The sequence below is a fragment of the Pseudosulfitobacter sp. SM2401 genome, from assembly GCF_042932805.1.
Lineage (GTDB): Bacteria > Pseudomonadota > Alphaproteobacteria > Rhodobacterales > Rhodobacteraceae > Ascidiaceihabitans.
The window spans coordinates 3,332,177-3,349,982 of record NZ_CP170633.1 but is presented as its reverse complement, the minus strand read 5'-3'; the positions used below and the strand labels follow the sequence as shown (position 1 = coordinate 3,349,982).

Sequence of the window (17,806 nt, the reverse complement as noted above, 5' to 3'; positions counted from 1 at the left end):
CCAAATATGCAGCACGCGAAACCTTTGCCGGCCTATCTTTTGCAACGATATCAAGGGTGGAAAGCCACCGGTTACGCGGAAAACCAAGCCTGGTATCGCCGTCTTGCGTCCGAAGGGCAGCGCCCGCGCGCAATGGTGATTTCTTGTTGTGACAGTCGCGTTCATGTCACGTCGATTTTCGGCGCTGATCAGGGCGAGTTTTTTATCCACCGCAACATCGCAAATCTTGTCCCGCCGTTTGCGCCAGACGGTGATCATCACGGTACCAGTGCAGCGGTGGAATATGCCGTAACTGCCTTGAATGTAGCGCATTTAATCGTGTTGGGTCATTCTAGCTGCGGTGGCGTTCAAGGCTGCATCGACATGTGCAAAGGCAACGCGCCGCAGCTCGAGGAAAAGGCCAGTTTCGTTGGCCGTTGGATGGATATTTTACGCCCGAAATACGCGCTGGTTGCAGACGAACCTGATCCTGAAATCCAAGCCCGCCAACTGGAAAAACATGCGGTTATGGCCTCTATGGAAAACCTGATGACCTTTCCGTTTATCAAAGACCGGGTCGAGGATGGTGCGCTGACATTACACGGCTTGTGGACGGATATCGGCGAAGGCGGGCTGGAGTATTTCAACCCCGAAACCAAAGTATTTCAGGGCGTTTGACTTTACTTCGTTAAAATTTCATCTATATCTCCGATTAATTGAACAAGCGTTCATAAAATCAGCAAGGAATGACTGGTATGGGTGATATTCTAAGTCTTGCGGCGAACAATTTGGTGTCGCCGATAATCTTGTCTTTTGCGCTTGGCGTGTTGGCGGCCTTGGCCCGATCCGACCTTAGTATCCCCGAAGCGGTTGCCAAAGGCATGTCGATCTACCTGCTGTTTGCCATCGGATTTAAGGGCGGTGTCAGCGTCGCAGACCACGGGATCGACGGCACGCTGGGCCTGTCACTTTTGGCCGGCATAATCCTGTCTTTCGCACTGCCGCTGATTGCGTTTGGTCTGCTGCAATTCATGTCAAAACTGTCAAGGCTTGATGCCGCAGCGGTCGCAGCACACTACGGATCAATCTCGATCGTGACCTTTGTGGCGGCTATATCTGTTCTGGAAAGTTCCGGCATCGCATCCGAGGGATACATGGTCGCCGTCGCAGCCGCGATGGAAGCACCAGCGATCCTATCGGCCCTTTGGCTGGTGTCGCGCGGATCATCCGGTCAACGGATGGACAACGACCTGATGCGTGAAATCTTGTTGAACGGATCAATCGTTCTGCTGATCGGCGCGTTCTTTATCGGTTGGGCAACAGGCCCCGCAGGCCTCGCGGAAATCGAAAGCTTTATCGTCGCCCCATTCAAAGGTGTGCTGTGCCTGTTCTTGCTGGACATGGGTCTGGTTGCCGGACGTGGCCTGCGCGAAGGCGGCGGTGTCATGCGCCCCGGCTTGTTGGCGTTTGGTGTCTTGATGCCGGTGATCGGCAGCGTCTTTGGCCTTGGGGCCGGCCTGTTGTTGGGCCTGTCCACCGGGGGCGTGGTCCTGATGATGGTGCTCAGCGCCTCGGCCAGCTACATCGCCGTGCCCGCCGCCATGCGCGTGGCCCTGCCCGAAGCAAAACCATCCATCTATCTGACGCTATCCTTGGGCGTAACGTTCCCATTCAACCTAACGATTGGCATCCCGCTGTACCTTGCGGTGGCCCAATTCGCGACAGGAGGCTAACCCATGCAAACCCATGACGCCAAACGCGTAGAAATCACCATCGAAGCGGTGATGCAAAAGCGACTGACCGACGCAATTGAGGCCGCAGATGTCACCGGATACACCGTCTTGCCCGTTTTGGGCGGGTCAGGTCGCTCTGGTGGGTGGAGCCGCGAAGGCCAAATCAGCCGCGCCTCTGGCATGGTGCAGGTCATCTGCATCATCCGCCCCGAAATGGTCGACGCTTTGCTCGACGCGGCCTTTGCGGTTGTCGATCGTCATATCGGTGTCGTCAGCGTGTGCGATTGCCAAGTGTTGCGCGCCGAACGGTTTTAATCGCCCAGGCGCCCCTGTTCAGGATTCAATCTTGGAATAGCGCTGCAATTCCTGCGCAAACAGGGTCACCATTTCTTCTTTGGTGACCCGATCAGGTTCCCATTGCTGTGCCTTGTAGTTCCTTGGTCGAAATCTGAAAATCCGGCTGCCTAGCCTGTGTAATAGGTCCATTCTACCCACCTCAATTAACTCACCCAGACTCAGGATGACCGATGGGAATTAAAATGCGGTTGAACTTTTCATCCGCGTTTTACTAGAATTTTAACGTAATACCATGCCATCCGGCCACGAGATCTTGGTCTTGAGCGAAATCGACTGCTGTTCGCCCGCATCCATTTCCAGCGCCCAGTGCAAGATGCCGCGTCGGTCCTCGTAGTTTTCATCCGTGGGGCGCGGGGCGGCGGACCACGTGATCTCCAAATCCTCTTGTTCGGTGTGCGGCACGCTGTCCAGCAAGGTCACAGCCCAGGTTTCACCCGTCAGGTTTTCGACATCAATCCGCACGTCTTCGGTCTTTTCGTTCGAGCGCGAGATGATGCCGCGGTCACCCTCATTGCGGTTCAGGACGGTGCGGGTCAGGCGGATACCGTGGATCGGACCAAAGCCGATTTCGGTTTCCGCACCTGCCACGATTTCCCCGACAGTCGTTTCGCTGATCACGGTCCCATCGACATACAAACGCGCTTGGTTTGCGGGCAAAATACGTTCGCCGCTGGTGTTGGTGAATTTCACCATGCGGAACGCGGTGTCGTGACCTTGGGCCACGGCGCGTGCGGTCATTTCAGCGTCAAATTCCAGCGTGCCAAGCGACAAACGCACGTCTTCGTAACGCCCGTTCACGTCGACCTTGTGGGCAAACGAATAGCTGGCCGCGATGCCCGGAATGAACACAGCGTCTGATCCGGCGTCTTCGATAATCACCGGAGCTTCCAAAATCATGTCCGCCGCGCTGCCACGCTCAAGACTGGTGGTTTGGTTGGAAAATTTACGCGCTTTGTCCGGGTCCTGTATCCGCAACAGCTGCGAACGCGGCCCCCAAGGATCGGTGCGACTGCTAAGCGAAAGCGACGACAGGGTCATGTCGACGTTTGTCCAATCCAACCCAGAACTCTGACGCACAAGCGCCCCGCGTTCCATCGTCAGATGCGGAGTTTCCTTTGTCGTGTCCAGCCGCAGATCATACGTCGGTTCCCAGCGCGCATCAGTGTAATGCGACATCTTTAGAACACTATCTTGCGCGTCGGTCACGTTGATCGTCAGGCTTAGCTGGGCGATCCGTTCGTCGTAAGGCAGCAGCGCGTTTCGGGCCAGTTGCGCACGCGAAACATCATCCTGCAGCGGTTTCAGATCCTTGGACAGCGTGCGCACGTCAATATTGCTAAGTTGAATGGCAGAGGTGGCAGACAGCGTTTCCTCGGAAATCATCCGGGACAAATCGCGCAACGTATCGATGCCGTCGGGCAGGGTCTGGCTGTTGGCTAGCTCTTTTAAAAATGCGATCTGGGATTGGGCGGCAGAGCCCGACAATCCGGCGGCAGTGATCTTGTCCTGCTGATCTTGCAAGGCCTGTTTGGCCATTTCAAGGACAGCATCCGCCGCCACCAGTTCAGGCGTCTGAGGGGGCTCGGCAGGTCCAAGATTGGTCAGCTTCCATTCGCTTGCCAAAATCGTGGCACCGGGCAGCTCAATGTCCAGCGGCACGTCGGCCATGTACGAAAACAAGTCCGGCAACAGCACCGTGTGACGCCCCGCAGGCAGCGCAATGCCAGTGGTGCGGGTCAAAATCGCACCGTCCGTATAAACGGTCACGTCACTCGGCACACTGCGCGCGACGATGGTATCGGCAAAGACAAAAGACGGTGAAACAGCAAACAACAAAGCAACAAAGCGCATGGGTAAGAAACCTTTTTTGGACATCATTGGCGCAAGGGTGCGCGCGCTGTGCCCAAAAGAAAAGGGGCGCCGCAAAGCACCCCTTAAAATGTTTCAGCCTTCGGCGGATATCAGCCCTTTTTCAAGACCCGCGTGCCCAGCGTTTCTGCGATCTGCACCGCGTTCAACGCCGCACCTTTGCGCAGGTTGTCCGACACGCACCACATGTTCAAACCGTTGTCGATCGTGCTGTCCTGACGGATGCGGCTGATGAAAGTGGCATAGTCGCCAACACATTCGATCGGCGTGACGTAACCGCCGTCTTCGCGCTTATCGATGACCATGATGCCGGGTGCTTCGCGCAGGATGTCGCGGGCTTCGTCCTCGTCGAGGAACTCTTCGAACTCGATGTTGATCGATTCACAGTGACCGACAAAAACCGGAACACGCACACAGGTCGCGGTGACCTTGATGCTTTTGTCGACGATCTTTTTGGTCTCGGCCACCATCTTCCATTCTTCTTTGGTCTCACCTGAGTCCATGAAGACATCGATGTGCGGAATCACGTTAAACGCGATCTGCTTGGAAAAGACTTTTGGCGGTTTGTCATCGGTCGGATTGTAGATCGACTTTGTCTGATCCCACAGCTCGTCCGCGCCACCAGCCCCGGCACCGGACACGGCTTGGTACGTGGACACAACAACACGTTTGATCGTTGCGCGATCGTGCAACGGCTTCAGCGCCACTACCATTTGTGCGGTCGAACAGTTCGGGTTCGCGATGATATTTTTCTTGTGATAATCCAGAACGGCTTCTGGGTTTACCTCTGGCACGACCAGCGGCACGTCAGAATCATAGCGGTACAAAGACGAGTTATCGATGACGATACAGCCTGCTTTGGCAGCAACCGGCGCGTATTTTTTCGTCGCATCAGAACCGATGGCGAACAGGGCAATATCCCAGCCCGTAAAATCAAATGTATCAAGGTCCTTCGTCTTCAACGTCTTGTCGCCAAACGTAACTTCTGTACCCAAAGACCGACGTGACGCAAGCGCGACAATCTCGTCTACAGGGAACTGGCGCTCGGCCAGGATGTTCAGCATTTCGCGGCCCACATTGCCTGTGGCACCCGCAATAACGACGCGGTAACCCATCTGATTTTCTCCAATATAACAGGGATGGTGGGTGGCCTTTACACCGGTTGACCGCAAGGGGGAAGGGGGCGGCGCACAAGGGCGCGTGATGTGGTGCATTTGACCCAAAGCAATCGTTGGCTATGCTGTTTGCATGGCTGATGATTTCCAGGACATTTTTAACGCGTTGCACCCGCTTTACCGCGTGCATGCAGATGCTTGTGTCGTTTTGCGCAACGAAGCAATGGCCTATTACCTTGGCACCCACGAGGTTCGGGCCAAAGATGGCTACCGTACAGATTTTGGTGGGGTCGAGATCAAGAAAGCCCATGTTTCAGCCCACTTGATGCCCGTCTACGTGCATCCCGATATGCTGGACCAGATCAGCCCCGCGTTGCGAAAACGCATGCAGGGCAAGTCGTGTTTTAATTTCAGGACAATGGATCGTGCGCTGTTTGAGGAATTGAATACTCTGATCACGGCAGGCGTTGCCCGCTTCAAACAAGACGGACGCCTTTGATCGCTTAGTCCTTGTTGTCACGCGAAAACAGATAGAGGGCGAGGCCGATGACCATCAGAGCGATGAAAAAGGCGAACACGGCCGTGTAAGGCGTCAGTTGATCGGTGCCTTGGTAGGACGCGTGCAAAGGCCGGGCGACGAATTGCGCCAGTCCAACACCGCCAATGCTGAACATGTTTAACAAGGTCACGCCACGCCCGGTCAGGTGCGCGGGAAACAACCCTTTACCGTGGGCCATGATCACCGGATACGTGGCCCCAAAGAACCCAATTCCGCACATCAAAACAACTGCCAGAACAATCGAAGACGCGCCGTAAGCGTACAGTCCGAACAGGCATCCAAGCCCCAAAACGTTCCCGCCAAAAACCACCCATTTGCGTGTGCCCAGCCAGCGATCTAGCGGGCCGTACAGGAACACGCCGCCGATCATCGACAGGCTCATGACGACGGCGGCGGTGCCGATTTGTGCGCTGGATAATCCATGCACATCGTTCAGGTATGGCCCCATCCATGACCCGCGAATGGCCGCCGCTGGCACGTAGCCGACGATCGCGATTGGGGCGATAAACCAGACGGCTGGGATGCGCAGGATATCGATCAGGCTGCCTTTTGTTTCCGTCACGACTTTGGCCGGATCGCGCACTGTAATTTGCACGCCAATCGCGATCAACGTGCACAGAACCGCAAGCCCGATCATGGTCGCGCGCCACCCGATTGTCGCCTCGGCAAAGGTCATGGGATAGGACGCGAGCAAGTTGCCAACGGTACCCACCCCGACCATCGTAGCCGCAAGTGTCGCAAACTGCATTGGCGCAAATTCACGGGCAAAAATATAAAACGAGGCCATCAAAACTGGCGAGCACCCGATCCCGATCAGGATCATCGCAATGTTGATGTGCATGGCGGTGCCGGCAAGGGCAAACAGCAGTGAGCCACCCGCGCCGCCAATCAGCAACAACACCGACGCCGTGCGTTTTGGCCCCAAAGTATCAAGCGACCAACCGACGGGAATTTGCATCGCGGCAAAGCTGATGAACCACCACCCGCTTGCGGCGGCCAAGGCCTCTGGTCCGATACCAAGATCACGTTCCAACGGCACGCTGATCACCGCCAGAAATGCGCGGAAGAATTGACTGAGCACATAGGCCAGCGCCAAGAGGATCAAACCGGTGCGCATTTCATGTCTCCTTTACCCATTCGTGATTGGGTGACACGCAAGCCGGACATACGCAAGAGTGCGTGCTAGGTTCACCGACAGATTGCTGCTAGGGTTCTGGAATGAATACAGGTTTTGATTTTTACGACGGCCTGGCGCGGGTCGATTCATTTGAGGCAATGGCGCTGGGCGAAAGCTACACAAACCTGCCCGATGATTGGGTCGTGGGGACGTCCGATATCGTCGGGTCCACCAAGGCGATTGCAGCGGGCAAATACAAGACCGTCAACATGATCGGGGCGGCGGTGATTTCGGCGCAGATCAACGCGTCGGATGGTCATGCCTTGCCTTATGTTTTTGGCGGCGATGGTGCGGCGTTTGCCTGCCCGCCTGAACACGCGCAAACGGCAAGCGATGCGCTGGCGGCCGTGCAGTGCTGGGCGCGCGAAGAATTCGGGATGGAGCTGCGGGTCGCCATGACAAAGATGGCTGACATTCGGGCGGCAGGCTTGGACGTGGGCGTGGCCCGTCACCGCGTGTCCGACGGTGTGGATTACGCAATGTTTTCGGGCGGTGGAATTTCCTGGGCCGAGGCACAGATGAAAGCAGGCGCGCACAGTTTGCCGCCAGCCCCCGCAGGCACCCAACCGGATTTGACCGGCCTTTCGTGCCGTTGGAGCCATATGAAAGCGCAAAGCGGCACGATCCTGTCCGTGGTCATCCAAAAAGAAAACGACGCCTCCGACGACGCGTTTTCACAATTGTGCGCGACTGTACTGGAGCGGATCGGAACCTTGGATCGTGGCGGTCATCCATCCCCCGCCGACGGGCCCGGTACAGGCTGGCCGCCCCCCGGCGCTGTGCTTGAGGCGCATGCCTCGCGCGGGGACAAGTCGGTTGCCAAGCAACGCCGCCAGGTTCTGCTCGAGACATTGATCGCCTGGGTGCTGATCAAGACGGGCCTAAAAATCGGTGGGTTCGACGCCAAAAGTTACAAGCGTGAGGTTGGCGAGAACGCAGATTTCCGCAAGTTCGACGACGGGCTGAAAATGACGATTGATTGCGACGCAGACACGGTCCGCGACCTGACGGCGCTGCTGGAAACTGCGCAATCCGCAGGCACGATCAAGTTCGGGTTGCACCAACAAGACGAGGCGATGATGACCTGCATCGTGCCGTCGATCATGGAAAACAATCACGTGCATTTCATCGACGGGGCGGCGGGGGGATACACCCAAGCCGCCACGCAGATCAAAGAAGGCTAACCCAAGTCTGCACATTTGTTTCGCGTGCGAAACATTTGCAATAACAACGGGTTAGCGGGCGGTTACTTAACGACATCTTTCCATTTCGCTGACAAGGCGCGCGCGGCACCGGTCAATGTGACCATGTCGATGCCCACGGCGACAAAGCGCGCGCCAGCTGCCAGCGCCTTGGTGGTCATCTCGTCGTTGAGGCTCAGGATGCCCGCCGCTTTGCCGGATGCGGCGATCTTTTTGATGCTGCCAAAGATGACCTCTTGCATTTCGGGGTGCATCATATCGGCCATGTGATCCAAGTCAGCAGACAGATCTGCAGGGCCAATGAACACGCCGTCGATGCCGTCGATGGTCAGGATTTCATCCAGTGCCGCCAAGCCTTTGCGGTTCTCGACCTGCACCAAAAGGCAAACCTGTTCGTCCGCGGTTTGGCCGTAATCCGGGATCGTGCCAAAGCCGCCGCCGCGTGTCGTCGCATAGCCGACGCCGCGAATGCCGTGCGGTGGATAGCGGCAGGCGCGGACCAATTCGCGGGCTTCTTCCGCGCTTTCGACCATGGGCACGAGGATCGTTTGCGCCCCGATGTCGAGCACTTGTTTGATGATCCATGTTTCACCGATCGGCACGCGCACGACCGTATCTGACGGGCTGCTATCCAGCGCGATCAGCTGTTCGCGCAACGACCGGATGTCGTTGGGGGCGTGCTCTGAATCGACCAGCAACCAGTCAAATCCGGTGGATCCCATCGCCTCGGTCGAGAACGAATTGGCAAGGCTGAGCCAGCAGCCAATGACGGTTTCACCCGCGAGCAGGGCTTTCTTGAAGGTGTTGGTCGGGGCTGGCATGTGTGCTCTCCTGCAGATGATCGATTTGTTCGTCTGCATCTAAAAGCACGCGGTCGTCTTTGACCAGCTTTTCAGTGGCGTTTTGTATCTGCCGGAAAATATCATTGGCGTGGGGCGCGGTTGGCGTCGGCATCGGTTTAAGCGCGGTCGCAGAGCCGAGGGCCGAAGGTGCGCCAAGCACGCCATCGCGGATCAGCGTGCCGAACAACTGGTTCGCGACAGAGGCATCGACGCGCAGATAGCGCGCCAGTTTTGCCGCCGACATTGTGGGCTGCGCGCGGGCGTATAAATGCGCCCACGCATAGGCCGCAGGTGGCAATTCAGCGGTGACTGTTGCCGCAGCGGCGGCGGGCAGGGGCAGCATCGGCAACGTGGCGACGGCCCCGAGGGAGGCGGTAAATTGGCGTCTGTTCATAGATGTCATGTAGTCACTTGCGAGTGGTTCGCAAGTGCTGGGGCGCTTAGAGCACCTTGATCACGTCCTTGCCCACAGCCAGCATATAGCCGCGACGGGCGATGTTTTTGACCAAAAGTTCGGACACCATTTGGTTGCCAAGGGTGTCGCGCAGACGTTTGATGCGGGTGGCCCCTGCGGCCTCTTCGCAGTCAGCGGGGCTGCGGCCTGAAATCATGCCTTCGATTTCTGAACCGGTCAGCACGTCGTCATCCATGCGCGCCTCAGCCAGGATCGACATGGTTTCCATCGCGGCGTCGGTCAATTTGAATCCCATGTCGTTCAGGTAGACGGTGTTTTCTTCGCGTGAAATCAGCAGCGAATTCACCTCGATCCCGGCGCGTTCGATCCGGGCCATGCGACGGTTCATCGCGACCAGCATCACCAGAAACACCAGCGAGGCGATCAGCAGGGCCGTGGCAAAGACCAGCAGCACAAAAATGATCGTGCGGTACGACATCAACACGTCCGAAAACGCGGTGCCCGATTGCGCGAGGATTTCCAGCAGCTTGATTTCGGCCTGTGCCGTCAGCCCGTCATTTTCGATAAAGATCTGTTCGACCCGCGCGTTAAACGCATTGGCGTCGGGCAGGTTGAAAAACAGCAAAACGGCAGCGCCGAGCAGGATCAGGACAATTGCCGCCAGCCCAAAGCCGACCAGACGGGTGCCTGAACGACGCGCCTCAGAAGCGGAGGTAGTAGGGTCCTGCACTGTTTTTCCTTTCTGCCAATCCGGATGCGTCGAATGTGGAGACTATAGACAGCAACGTCCAGCCTTGGGAGGCGAGACGGGATTTCAGTTCAGCGCGTGCAGGGCCTGCTTGGCACGCGCCGTTGATTTGGGCGACGCCGTAATGCAGGCGCAGAGGGTTGTCTTGCTTGGCTTTGTAATCGGCAAAACAGTCTGCGGCATGAACGGGTGCGGCAAGGGCCAAAGCGCCTGCGCACAAAAGGGAAAGAAGAATGTGTTTCATGTCACAGAGAATGTCCGCAGCCGCCGCGATATTCAATAACAAAGCCCCCTGACGTGTCCTGATATTCGATAACAGGGCGCTGTTATTGCCTGTCTGACAGGGTTGCCCCCAATTTGGTTGCATCACCGCCGCAACACCAAACGTGGCACACCGCACAAAGCAACCTGAGGACATACCCCATGCACAAGAAATTCATCGCCACCATCGCTGCCGCGTCCATCCTGATCACAGGTTTTGCTGCGGCTCCGGCTTATGCCGGCAATGATGATGCCAAACGCGCACTTGCCGCCCTGTTGGGTGTCGCGATCATCGGGGCTGTTATTCATGACGCCAGAAAAGACGAAAAGTCCCGGGTGCATCGTCCGCAAGTGCAGCCACACAAACGTCCAAAAGCAAACAAGCGTCCGCACGTACAGCCGCGCCCATTGCCGAAACGTGTGAACAAAAAGCTGTTGCCCGGTCAGTGCATGCGCACAATCGAAAACCGTCGTGGCAACCGCGTCCGTGCGTTTGGGCTGCGGTGTCTTGAGAAAAACTACCGTTTTGTGAATCGTTTGCCGAACCATTGCTTCCGCTCTGATCGTACGCGCAAAGGTGTTCGCCACGGGTTTGGTGCGCGTTGCTTGCGCGCTGAAGGGTACCGTTTGGCCCACAACTAAGGTTGGGCTCATAGCAGCGCGTGTGTGTGCGTTGCCAACTTGGGGAGGGCGTTCGGGCGTCTTCCCCTTTTTCTTGCGCTCTGGCAAAAGGAAACGGCTGCGCCGTTGTTCGATCGATTTAAATCCCGTTCGGGATTTGCGCAGGAGTATTTTTGATCAAGACAAGCTGGAGGCACGATGCCTGATTTTGCGTTTGAGACTGAGTTGGGTTGTCGTGTTGCGGGTGTGGATGAGGTTGGCCGTGGTCCGTTGGCGGGGCCGGTTACTGCGGCGGCGGTTGTTTTGGATCCTGCGCGGATACCTGACGGTCTGAACGATTCCAAAAAGCTGACGGCGCGGGCGCGCGAGCGGTTGTACGCAGAGTTGATGGCCTGCGCCGAGGTGTCGGTTGCCCATGCCTCTGTGGCCGAGATTGATGAGCTGAATATTTTGCGGGCATCCCATTTGGCGATGGAGCGTGCCTTGGCCGGATTGGCGTTGGCCCCTGAGCATGCGTTGATTGACGGAAACATGATTCCGCGCGGGCTGGAATTGCCTGCCACTGCGTTGGTCAAGGGAGATGCCCGTTCTGTGTCCATTTCGGCGGCCTCAATTGTGGCCAAAATATGTCGAGATCGTGTCCTAGTGGACTTGGCGCAACACCATCCTGGTTATGGCTGGGAAACGAACATGGGTTATGGTTCTAAAAAACACATGTCGGCGTTATCCCACCTTGGCGTGACCCCACACCATAGACGTTCGTTCAAACCGGTACACAATATCTTGTATCAAGAAAAAATCGTAACTGATTGATTCAAAAAGAGTTTGACGGCGAATCACCTTTGACTCAGATTGGGTGCAACCAATGAGACCAACAATGGTCCGGGACAGAGGCAGATAGATATGACAACGACAAAGCGTGCGGTGGCGCCATCCAATACGGCTATGCCACTTCCATTGAACCAAATTCTCGAGGGCGATTGCATCGAAATGATGAACTCGCTGCCGGCGGATTCTATTGACCTGATTTTCGCAGATCCGCCCTATAATTTGCAGCTGAAAGGCGAGCTTCATCGCCCCGATAATTCCAAGGTCGACGCCGTTGATGACCACTGGGATCAGTTCAGCAGCTTTAAAGCGTATGATGAATTCACGTCTGCTTGGCTGAAAGCAGCACGTCGTTTATTGAAACCCAATGGCGCGATCTGGGTCATTGGCAGCTATCACAACATTTTCCGTGTTGGCGCATCTTTGCAGGATCAGGGCTTCTGGATTTTGAACGATGTGGTTTGGCGAAAGTCGAACCCGATGCCGAATTTTCGTGGCAAGCGGTTCACCAATGCCCACGAGACGATGATTTGGGCCGGTAAATCCGAGACTAGCAAGTACACCTTTAACTACGAAGCGCTGAAGGCGTTGAACGAAGGGATCCAGATGCGCAGCGATTGGGTCTTGCCGATCTGCACTGGCCACGAGCGTCTGAAAGACGACAATGGCGACAAAGCGCACCCGACGCAAAAACCGGAAAGCTTGCTGCACCGTGTGTTGGTTGGTTCGACCAATCCAGGCGATGTGATCCTTGATCCATTCTTTGGCACAGGCACAACTGGTGCGGTTGCCAAAATGTTGGGCCGTGACTTTATCGGGATCGAACGCGAAGAAGCCTACCGCAAGGTTGCCAAAAAACGCATCGCAAATGCCCGCAAATTTGATCGTGAGGCGCTGATGGTGTCCACGTCGAAACGCGCCGAGCCACGTGTGCCATTTGGTCAATTGGTTGAACGCGGCATGCTGCGTCCGGGCGAAGAACTGTATTCTCTGAACAAGCGACACAAAGCCAAAGTGCGTGCTGATGGCACCCTGATTGGCGATGATGTCAAAGGTTCAATCCATCAAGTCGGTGCCCATCTTGAAGGCGCGCCAAGCTGCAATGGCTGGACATACTGGTGCTACAAGAAAGACGGGAAAAAGGTTCCTATCGATCTGTTGCGTCAGCAAATCCGGGCCGAAATGCTCAACTGAGCGACTTGATCTAACTCTGAAATTCACGAACACCGCCGGTGCCTGCGGCCTTTTACCCAAGGCTAATACCAATGGCACTCACCTATGCCCCGCCCTAGTTGGCGGGGCTTTTTTTGTGCCCTATGGTGGGCGCAAAGAGCGAGGCCAAAATGGCGAACATACCCCTTTTCGATTTTAGCAGCCCCGAACGTGACAGCGACGCGGAAAATGCCAATCAATTTACGCAAGCTGCGTTGGCACGGCACAAACAAGAAGGTTTGGAGCTGGCGGTGCGTGCGCGCTGGGCGGCTTTGGCCGTTGTGGCGGTGTTGTTGCCGATTTTGAACCCACAGTTCGAGATGATTTATCCGATGTGTTTGCTGGGTTTGATTGCCTTGAACGGTTGGGTTTTGCGCCGCGTCGGCCGAGTGGGGCGATCCACGTCAGAGTTCTTTTTCATCATTGTCGACATCGCGCTGGTCACGTTTGTTTTGCTGTTCCCCAACCCGTTGGTGCTAGAGGAATGGCCGACTGCGCTGATCTTTGAATTCAATGCATTCTTATATTTCTTCGTGATTCTGATGTTGGGTGGCCTGTCATATTCATGGCGCACAGTTATGGCGGTCGGGCATTGGACGGTTGGTATGTGGGTGATCGGGTCATGCCTGATCTGGTGGTTTGGCGATGTTTACCCCGAAATGAGCGAGGCTGTGTCATCGGCGTTTCCTGATGAGCCGTTCTTGGCATCCTTGGTGGATCCCAATGTCATGCAATGGGAACGTCGGTTGCAAGAGGTCGTGGTGTTTCTGATTTGTACCTACATCCTTGCCCTATCGATGCGCCGGTTTGAACGGTTGGTGCTGGGCAACGCGGGGTTGGAGCGGGCGCGGACCAACCTGTCGCGCTATTTTTCGACGACAATGGTCAATGAACTGTCCACCAATGACGAGCCGCTGAAGCAGATAAGAACCCAAGATGTGGCGGTCATGTTTGTGGATATCGTTGGTTTTACCGCGTGGTCCGCCAATCGTGAACCACGCGAAGTCATTGATTTATTGCGCCAGTTCCACGGGTTGATGGAGGGCGAAGTATTTGCCCACGGCGGCACGCTAGACAAGTATCTTGGCGATGGGTTGATGGCGACGTTTGGTACGCCTGTGACCTCGGACACGGATGCCACGCGGGCGCTGCAATGCGCGCGTGCGATGGGTGATGCGGTAAAGCGCTGGAATACGCAGCGCGCAGCAAACGGCGATGGCGCGATCGAGGCCAGTTTTGGCGTGCATTACGGACCCGTCGTGATGGGTGACATTGGCGCAAACAGGCTGGAATTTGCAGTCATCGGCAACACGGTGAATGTTGCAAGCAGGCTAGAGGCGCTGACACGACAGCTGGCGACTACATTGGTCATCTCTGATGATTTCCGAACTCGTGTGATTGTCGAATCAAGTGCGGACAACCCCGACTTAGCGGGTTTTGTGCAGCGTGAAGGGCAGGCTATTCGGGGCTTGGACCAGGCGCAGACAGTTTGGATGCAAGCGCGCTAAATCCGGGGGCCATGGCACCTGCTGCGCGTGATTTGTTCATCAGCCCGAATTGCACATACCCGGCATGGAATTCGTTCTTTTTGAGAACGAATTTTACGCCTGCGGTTTGTGCCTTGTGCCACATGAATGGCGAGGGCCAGTCGCTGATCATAATGACAGGAATCTCTGATAATTCAGGGTCTTCTGCCAATTCTAGCGCGAAATTCGCGCCTGTCCCGTCAGGCAGGTTGTTGTCCAGCAGGATCATCGAAAAGCGTTGTGTTTGCAAAATTTCACGGGCGTCTTCGAGCGTGCTGGCATACTGTAAATCAGCACTTTGAAAATTGCGCGCCAAAATACGCGTGATGCGTTCTTGATCGAACAGACTGTCCTCAACAATCAGGAAACTTTCACTGGATTTAGCGTGTGCGGCGGCGGAATGGTGCAAAAGAGAACCCCTTAGATCGAGCTGAATGCTCTATCCTTGTCACCTCAGGGTTAAGAACTGATTATTCGGTCGCATTTAACGCCGCCCACTTAACGCGGCAGGGGGTTGGTCATTTTGGTGTAGCCCGTCCATTCCGTAATCTCGGGGTAATACATGTCGCGCCATTTGCGCACGCGTGGGTTCATCACGCGTCGCCAAAGTGGGGGCACCATCGCCGCCATCGTCATGATCGGATAGCCAAAGGGCAATTGCGGGGCCTCGGACGCGGAATAGGTTTGCAGCACAGGAAAACGGCGATCGGGTTTGTAGTGATGATCCGAATGGCGTTGCAAATTGATCAGCAGCCAGTTCGACGCCTTATGCGCGGCGTTCCACGAATGATGCGGCTGCACGTGTTCGTATTTTCCGTCGCCCAGATGTTTGCGCGTCAGGCCGTAGTGTTCGATGTAATTGACCAGCTCTAGCTGCCAAATCGCGACGCCTGCCTGGATCAAAAACAGCCCGACGCCGGCCCATCCACCAAGGATCAGGGCAAGGGCCAGAAACCCAAGTTGCAGACCGCCGTACATCCAAAACGGGTTCTTGAAATCGGTGGCAGGCAGATCGCGCCGTTCCAGCATTGCTTTTTCAGCGCCCCACGCAGACCAAAACGATTGGTGCAAAACACGCGGATAAAAGTGGTAAAAACTCTCGTTCATGCGGGCCGACACCGGATCACGGGGCGTCGCAACATAGCGGTGATGGACCAGCAAATGTTCGGACCGGAAATGCGAATACAGCACCATCGCCAGCAAAATATCGGCCATGCGCCGCTCTGTTTTGTTCTTTTGATGCATCAGTTCGTGCGAATAATTAATGCCCACCGTGCCCGTGATCACGCCAATGCCAAAGAACAGCATGACCTTTTCCCACGTGACCAAATGATCCGCGCCAGCCGTCAGATAAATCAGCCCAAAGACCGTCAAAAACTGCAAAGGGGCCCAGGCAATCGTGATCGCCTTGTACCAAAACAAGTCGTCTTCGGGGGCTTGGGGATCGGCGTTTTCGGTGTTCAAACCAACGGCAAAATCAAGCAGCGAAAACAGGTACCACGTGACCAGCGGCAACAGGAATACTGTCCAACCGCCATAGCCCGCCCCGATGAACGCCAGCGGAATCAGCCCAAGCGACATCCAGAACGGCAGCGCGGATTGCAGCTTGGCGAGGGTATGATTCGAGATGGTCATAGCGGTCATCCTTGCAGAACTTTGCAGTAGTATTACGTCGATTTTGGCGCTGTAGAAAGAGTGACGCAGCGCCGCGCCTATTTTGTCGCCAGATCAAAGGCTTTGCGCATGACCGTCGGCAGGTCCGAGGGGCGGAAGTCGGATGGTGCCACAAAACTGCCCTCGGATTCGACGGGCACGGCGGCCTGCATGACCGTCAGGATCAGATGGAAATGGGTGAACGTGTGGCGCACGTCGCCTGCAACCACGGCCCAGGCCGCATCCGTTGGCGGCGTGCCCGTTGGCCGCGGTTCCGAGGTGTCGATCCAGTCGGACCCGGGCCAGCCCAACATGCCGCCCAACAAGCCCTTGTCGGGGCGCCGTTCCAGCAGCCACGCACCGTCCGCGCGCTGGGCGATGTAGGCGGTGCCGTGGCGGATGGGCTTGGCCTTTTTGGGGGTCTTCTTTGGTAATTCGGGCGCTGTTCCTTTGGTCCGAGCCTGACAAGGCTCGCGCCATGGGCAAATCCCACAGGCGGGTGATTTCGGCGTGCAAATCGTTGCGCCCAAATCCATCACCGCTTGGGCATAGTCGCCGGGGCGTTTTTGCGGAGTCAGCGCCTCGGCCAGATCCGTCAATTCGGGTTTGGCAGCAGGCAAGGGCGTGTGGACATCGTACATCCGTGCCATGACCCGTTCGACGTTTCCGTCCACAACCACGTGGCGCAGATCGAACGCGATCGACGAAATCGCCGCAGCCGTGTACGGCCCGATGCCCGGCAGCTTTAGCAGTGCTGCGTGATCGGCAGGAAACACCCCGTCGTGATCAGCCGCCACAGCCCGCGCGCATTTCAGCAAATTGCGCGCACGGGCGTAATACCCCAGCCCCGCCCATTCGCCCATCACGTCGCCATCATCCGCCGCCGCCAGATCAGCGACGGTGGGCCAGCGCGCGGTAAAGCGGTTGAAATAGGCGGTGACGGCGGCCACGGTGGTTTGTTGCAGCATGACTTCGGACAGCCAAACGCGGTAGGGATCAGGCGTGACGCCTGCGACTTTGTCAGCCGGCGGCGTGCGCCACGGCATGGGGCGCGCGTGAATATCGTACCATTCGAGCAAATCTTTGCTTAAATCACGCAATCTTTATCCCTGACTTTGTCCTGTTTCACTGGTTTGGCGCAGCGGTTACGGTATGGTGCGTCTAACAGATAGGAACATAGCAATGGCCACGCGCCGCGCCACTACAAAAGGGTTCAAACGCACAGCAACTTTGCTGAGCGACCGGATTCGTAGTGCGTCTGAAAGCAAAGGCTTTGCGCAATCCAAACTGCTGACCCACTGGGCCGAGATCGCGGGCGCCGATGTGGCGTCTATCGCGCGCCCCGTCGAGGTGTCGTATGGCCGTGGCGGCATGGGTGCGACGCTGACGTTGTTGACCACAGGGGCGCAGGCCCCGATGTTGGAAATGCAAAAGGAACAGCTGCGGGCCAAGGTCAACGCGATCTACGGCTACAACGCGATTTCACGGGTGCGGATCACGCAAACAGCGGCCACCGGTTTTGCCGAGGGCCAAGTCGATTTCGCCCACAAGCCGAAAGACACCGGCCCCAAACAATTCGCCCCCGCAATCAAAGCCCGCGCAGAGGAACAAGCCAGCGATGTTGCAGACGAAGGTCTGCGCGCTGCCTTGGAACGTCTGGGCGCAAACATTATGACACAGAAAACCACGTAGCCCCAAACAGGCGCGCG

The 17,806-nt window shown here is 56.5% G+C and carries 21 protein-coding genes; 10 read left to right on the top strand and 11 right to left on the bottom strand.

The window, feature by feature from the left end:
• Positions 1-6 precede the first annotated feature (6 nt).
• The 3 genes from ACFIO0_RS16455 to ACFIO0_RS16445 all read left to right on the top strand — a co-directional run bounded on the left by ACFIO0_RS16455 (position 7) and on the right by ACFIO0_RS16445 (position 2,027).
• Positions 7-657 carry a carbonic anhydrase gene (locus ACFIO0_RS16455; protein ID WP_390911478.1) on the top strand — a complete coding sequence of 217 codons (651 nt, stop codon included), beginning with the start codon at positions 7-9 and terminating at the stop codon, positions 655-657.
• 77 nt (positions 658-734) lie between these two features.
• On the top strand, positions 735-1,712 hold the full coding sequence (locus tag ACFIO0_RS16450) for a sodium-dependent bicarbonate transport family permease (protein ID WP_390915354.1): 978 nt from the start codon (positions 735-737) through the stop codon (positions 1,710-1,712).
• Positions 1,713-1,715: 3 nt separating this feature from the next.
• Entirely contained in the window at positions 1,716-2,027 is a 312-nt protein-coding gene (locus tag ACFIO0_RS16445) for a P-II family nitrogen regulator (protein WP_390911477.1), read from the top strand.
• Between the two features lie 18 nt (positions 2,028-2,045).
• Here the strand turns inward: ACFIO0_RS16445 and ACFIO0_RS16440 are convergent, their stop codons facing one another.
• The 3 genes from ACFIO0_RS16440 to ACFIO0_RS16430 form a co-directional block, all read right to left on the bottom strand.
• On the bottom strand, positions 2,046-2,198 hold the full coding sequence (locus tag ACFIO0_RS16440; protein ID WP_390911476.1) for a hypothetical protein: 153 nt from the start codon (positions 2,196-2,198) through the stop codon (positions 2,046-2,048).
• A gap of 90 nt (positions 2,199-2,288) precedes the next feature.
• On the bottom strand, positions 2,289-3,920 hold the full coding sequence (locus ACFIO0_RS16435) for a mucoidy inhibitor MuiA family protein (protein ID WP_390911475.1): 1,632 nt from the start codon (positions 3,918-3,920) through the stop codon (positions 2,289-2,291).
• Between the two features lie 110 nt (positions 3,921-4,030).
• Positions 4,031-5,053 (bottom strand): aspartate-semialdehyde dehydrogenase, encoded by a 1,023-nt coding sequence (locus tag ACFIO0_RS16430; RefSeq protein ID WP_390911474.1) that lies wholly within the window; start codon positions 5,051-5,053, stop codon positions 4,031-4,033.
• A gap of 133 nt (positions 5,054-5,186) precedes the next feature.
• Between ACFIO0_RS16430 and ACFIO0_RS16425 the strand changes: the two genes are divergently transcribed.
• Positions 5,187-5,552, top strand: coding sequence for a hypothetical protein (locus ACFIO0_RS16425; RefSeq protein WP_390911473.1), 366 nt, complete (start codon positions 5,187-5,189; stop codon positions 5,550-5,552).
• Positions 5,553-5,556: 4 nt separating this feature from the next.
• Here the strand turns inward: ACFIO0_RS16425 and ACFIO0_RS16420 are convergent, their stop codons facing one another.
• Complete coding sequence (locus ACFIO0_RS16420; RefSeq protein ID WP_390911472.1) at positions 5,557-6,729, bottom strand: MFS transporter; 1,173 nt, start codon at positions 6,727-6,729, stop codon at positions 5,557-5,559.
• A 101-nt stretch (positions 6,730-6,830) separates the two neighbouring features.
• Here ACFIO0_RS16420 and ACFIO0_RS16415 point away from each other — a divergent pair, with 101 nt between their 5' ends.
• Positions 6,831-7,973 (top strand): DUF3095 family protein, encoded by a 1,143-nt coding sequence (locus ACFIO0_RS16415; protein WP_390911471.1) that lies wholly within the window; start codon positions 6,831-6,833, stop codon positions 7,971-7,973.
• A gap of 62 nt (positions 7,974-8,035) precedes the next feature.
• On the opposite strand, the gene ACFIO0_RS16410 is transcribed toward ACFIO0_RS16415, so the two are convergent.
• The 4 genes from ACFIO0_RS16410 to ACFIO0_RS16395 are packed head-to-tail and all read right to left on the bottom strand — an operon-like array spanning position 8,036 to position 10,240.
• A complete protein-coding gene (locus ACFIO0_RS16410) occupies positions 8,036-8,812 on the bottom strand; it encodes an aldolase/citrate lyase family protein (protein ID WP_390911470.1) in 777 nt (258 codons plus the stop codon).
• Complete coding sequence (locus ACFIO0_RS16405; protein ID WP_390911469.1) at positions 8,766-9,227, bottom strand: hypothetical protein; 462 nt, start codon at positions 9,225-9,227, stop codon at positions 8,766-8,768. The genes ACFIO0_RS16410 and ACFIO0_RS16405 overlap by 47 nt, the downstream gene beginning before the upstream one ends.
• Positions 9,228-9,273: 46 nt before the next feature.
• Positions 9,274-9,978 carry a transcriptional regulator gene (locus ACFIO0_RS16400; protein ID WP_390911468.1) on the bottom strand — a complete coding sequence of 235 codons (705 nt, stop codon included), beginning with the start codon at positions 9,976-9,978 and terminating at the stop codon, positions 9,274-9,276.
• Positions 9,950-10,240: a hypothetical protein gene (locus ACFIO0_RS16395; RefSeq protein WP_390911467.1), complete on the bottom strand. Its 291-nt coding sequence runs from the start codon at positions 10,238-10,240 to the stop codon at positions 9,950-9,952. The genes ACFIO0_RS16400 and ACFIO0_RS16395 overlap by 29 nt, the downstream gene beginning before the upstream one ends.
• A 179-nt stretch (positions 10,241-10,419) precedes the next feature.
• On the opposite strand from ACFIO0_RS16395, the gene ACFIO0_RS16390 reads away from it, so the two are divergent.
• The 4 genes from ACFIO0_RS16390 to ACFIO0_RS16375 all read left to right on the top strand — a co-directional run bounded on the left by ACFIO0_RS16390 (position 10,420) and on the right by ACFIO0_RS16375 (position 14,426).
• A complete protein-coding gene (locus ACFIO0_RS16390; RefSeq protein WP_390911466.1) occupies positions 10,420-10,899 on the top strand; it encodes a hypothetical protein in 480 nt (159 codons plus the stop codon).
• Between the two features lie 177 nt (positions 10,900-11,076).
• Entirely contained in the window at positions 11,077-11,691 is a 615-nt protein-coding gene (locus ACFIO0_RS16385) for a ribonuclease HII (RefSeq protein ID WP_390911465.1), read from the top strand.
• A 90-nt stretch (positions 11,692-11,781) separates the two neighbouring features.
• Positions 11,782-12,900 (top strand): DNA methyltransferase, encoded by a 1,119-nt coding sequence (locus ACFIO0_RS16380; RefSeq protein ID WP_390911464.1) that lies wholly within the window; start codon positions 11,782-11,784, stop codon positions 12,898-12,900.
• A gap of 149 nt (positions 12,901-13,049) precedes the next feature.
• On the top strand, positions 13,050-14,426 hold the full coding sequence (locus tag ACFIO0_RS16375) for an adenylate/guanylate cyclase domain-containing protein (protein ID WP_390911463.1): 1,377 nt from the start codon (positions 13,050-13,052) through the stop codon (positions 14,424-14,426).
• Here the strand turns inward: ACFIO0_RS16375 and ACFIO0_RS16370 are convergent.
• The 3 genes from ACFIO0_RS16370 to ACFIO0_RS16360 form a co-directional block, all read right to left on the bottom strand.
• Complete coding sequence (locus ACFIO0_RS16370; protein WP_390911462.1) at positions 14,377-14,853, bottom strand: response regulator; 477 nt, start codon at positions 14,851-14,853, stop codon at positions 14,377-14,379. The two genes, ACFIO0_RS16375 and ACFIO0_RS16370, sit on opposite strands and share 50 nt — an antisense overlap.
• An 89-nt stretch (positions 14,854-14,942) precedes the next feature.
• Complete coding sequence (locus ACFIO0_RS16365) at positions 14,943-16,088, bottom strand: fatty acid desaturase (RefSeq protein WP_390911461.1); 1,146 nt, start codon at positions 16,086-16,088, stop codon at positions 14,943-14,945.
• Between the two features lie 68 nt (positions 16,089-16,156).
• Positions 16,157-17,143: an NUDIX domain-containing protein gene (locus tag ACFIO0_RS16360; RefSeq protein WP_390915353.1), complete on the bottom strand. Its 987-nt coding sequence runs from the start codon at positions 17,141-17,143 to the stop codon at positions 16,157-16,159.
• Positions 17,144-17,279: 136 nt separating this feature from the next.
• Between ACFIO0_RS16360 and ACFIO0_RS16355 the strand changes: the two genes are divergently transcribed.
• Positions 17,280-17,789, top strand: a complete 510-nt coding sequence (locus ACFIO0_RS16355) for a DciA family protein (protein WP_390911460.1) — start codon at positions 17,280-17,282, stop codon at positions 17,787-17,789.
• Positions 17,790-17,806: the final 17 nt, after the last annotated feature.

What these genes read in the sequence shown, in the direction of transcription:
- ACFIO0_RS16455 (WP_390911478.1), top strand. Translation starts at nt 7, where the DNA reads ATGCAGCACGCGAAACCTTTGCCGGCCTATCTTTTGCAACGATATCAA.
- ACFIO0_RS16450 (WP_390915354.1), top strand. Translation starts at nt 735, where the DNA reads ATGGGTGATATTCTAAGTCTTGCGGCGAACAATTTGGTGTCGCCGATA.
- ACFIO0_RS16445 (WP_390911477.1), top strand. Translation starts at nt 1,716, where the DNA reads ATGCAAACCCATGACGCCAAACGCGTAGAAATCACCATCGAAGCGGTG.
- ACFIO0_RS16440 (WP_390911476.1), bottom strand. Translation starts at nt 2,198, where the DNA reads ATGGACCTATTACACAGGCTAGGCAGCCGGATTTTCAGATTTCGACCA.
- ACFIO0_RS16435 (WP_390911475.1), bottom strand. Translation starts at nt 3,920, where the DNA reads ATGCGCTTTGTTGCTTTGTTGTTTGCTGTTTCACCGTCTTTTGTCTTT.
- ACFIO0_RS16430 (WP_390911474.1), bottom strand. Translation starts at nt 5,053, where the DNA reads ATGGGTTACCGCGTCGTTATTGCGGGTGCCACAGGCAATGTGGGCCGC.
- ACFIO0_RS16425 (WP_390911473.1), top strand. Translation starts at nt 5,187, where the DNA reads ATGGCTGATGATTTCCAGGACATTTTTAACGCGTTGCACCCGCTTTAC.
- ACFIO0_RS16420 (WP_390911472.1), bottom strand. Translation starts at nt 6,729, where the DNA reads ATGCGCACCGGTTTGATCCTCTTGGCGCTGGCCTATGTGCTCAGTCAA.
- ACFIO0_RS16415 (WP_390911471.1), top strand. Translation starts at nt 6,831, where the DNA reads ATGAATACAGGTTTTGATTTTTACGACGGCCTGGCGCGGGTCGATTCA.
- ACFIO0_RS16410 (WP_390911470.1), bottom strand. Translation starts at nt 8,812, where the DNA reads ATGCCAGCCCCGACCAACACCTTCAAGAAAGCCCTGCTCGCGGGTGAA.
- ACFIO0_RS16405 (WP_390911469.1), bottom strand. Translation starts at nt 9,227, where the DNA reads ATGAACAGACGCCAATTTACCGCCTCCCTCGGGGCCGTCGCCACGTTG.
- ACFIO0_RS16395 (WP_390911467.1), bottom strand. Translation starts at nt 10,240, where the DNA reads ATGAAACACATTCTTCTTTCCCTTTTGTGCGCAGGCGCTTTGGCCCTT.
- ACFIO0_RS16390 (WP_390911466.1), top strand. Translation starts at nt 10,420, where the DNA reads ATGCACAAGAAATTCATCGCCACCATCGCTGCCGCGTCCATCCTGATC.
- ACFIO0_RS16385 (WP_390911465.1), top strand. Translation starts at nt 11,077, where the DNA reads ATGCCTGATTTTGCGTTTGAGACTGAGTTGGGTTGTCGTGTTGCGGGT.
- ACFIO0_RS16380 (WP_390911464.1), top strand. Translation starts at nt 11,782, where the DNA reads ATGACAACGACAAAGCGTGCGGTGGCGCCATCCAATACGGCTATGCCA.
- ACFIO0_RS16375 (WP_390911463.1), top strand. Translation starts at nt 13,050, where the DNA reads ATGGCGAACATACCCCTTTTCGATTTTAGCAGCCCCGAACGTGACAGC.
- ACFIO0_RS16365 (WP_390911461.1), bottom strand. Translation starts at nt 16,088, where the DNA reads ATGACCGCTATGACCATCTCGAATCATACCCTCGCCAAGCTGCAATCC.
- ACFIO0_RS16360 (WP_390915353.1), bottom strand. Translation starts at nt 17,143, where the DNA reads ATGCCGTGGCGCACGCCGCCGGCTGACAAAGTCGCAGGCGTCACGCCT.
- ACFIO0_RS16355 (WP_390911460.1), top strand. Translation starts at nt 17,280, where the DNA reads ATGGCCACGCGCCGCGCCACTACAAAAGGGTTCAAACGCACAGCAACT.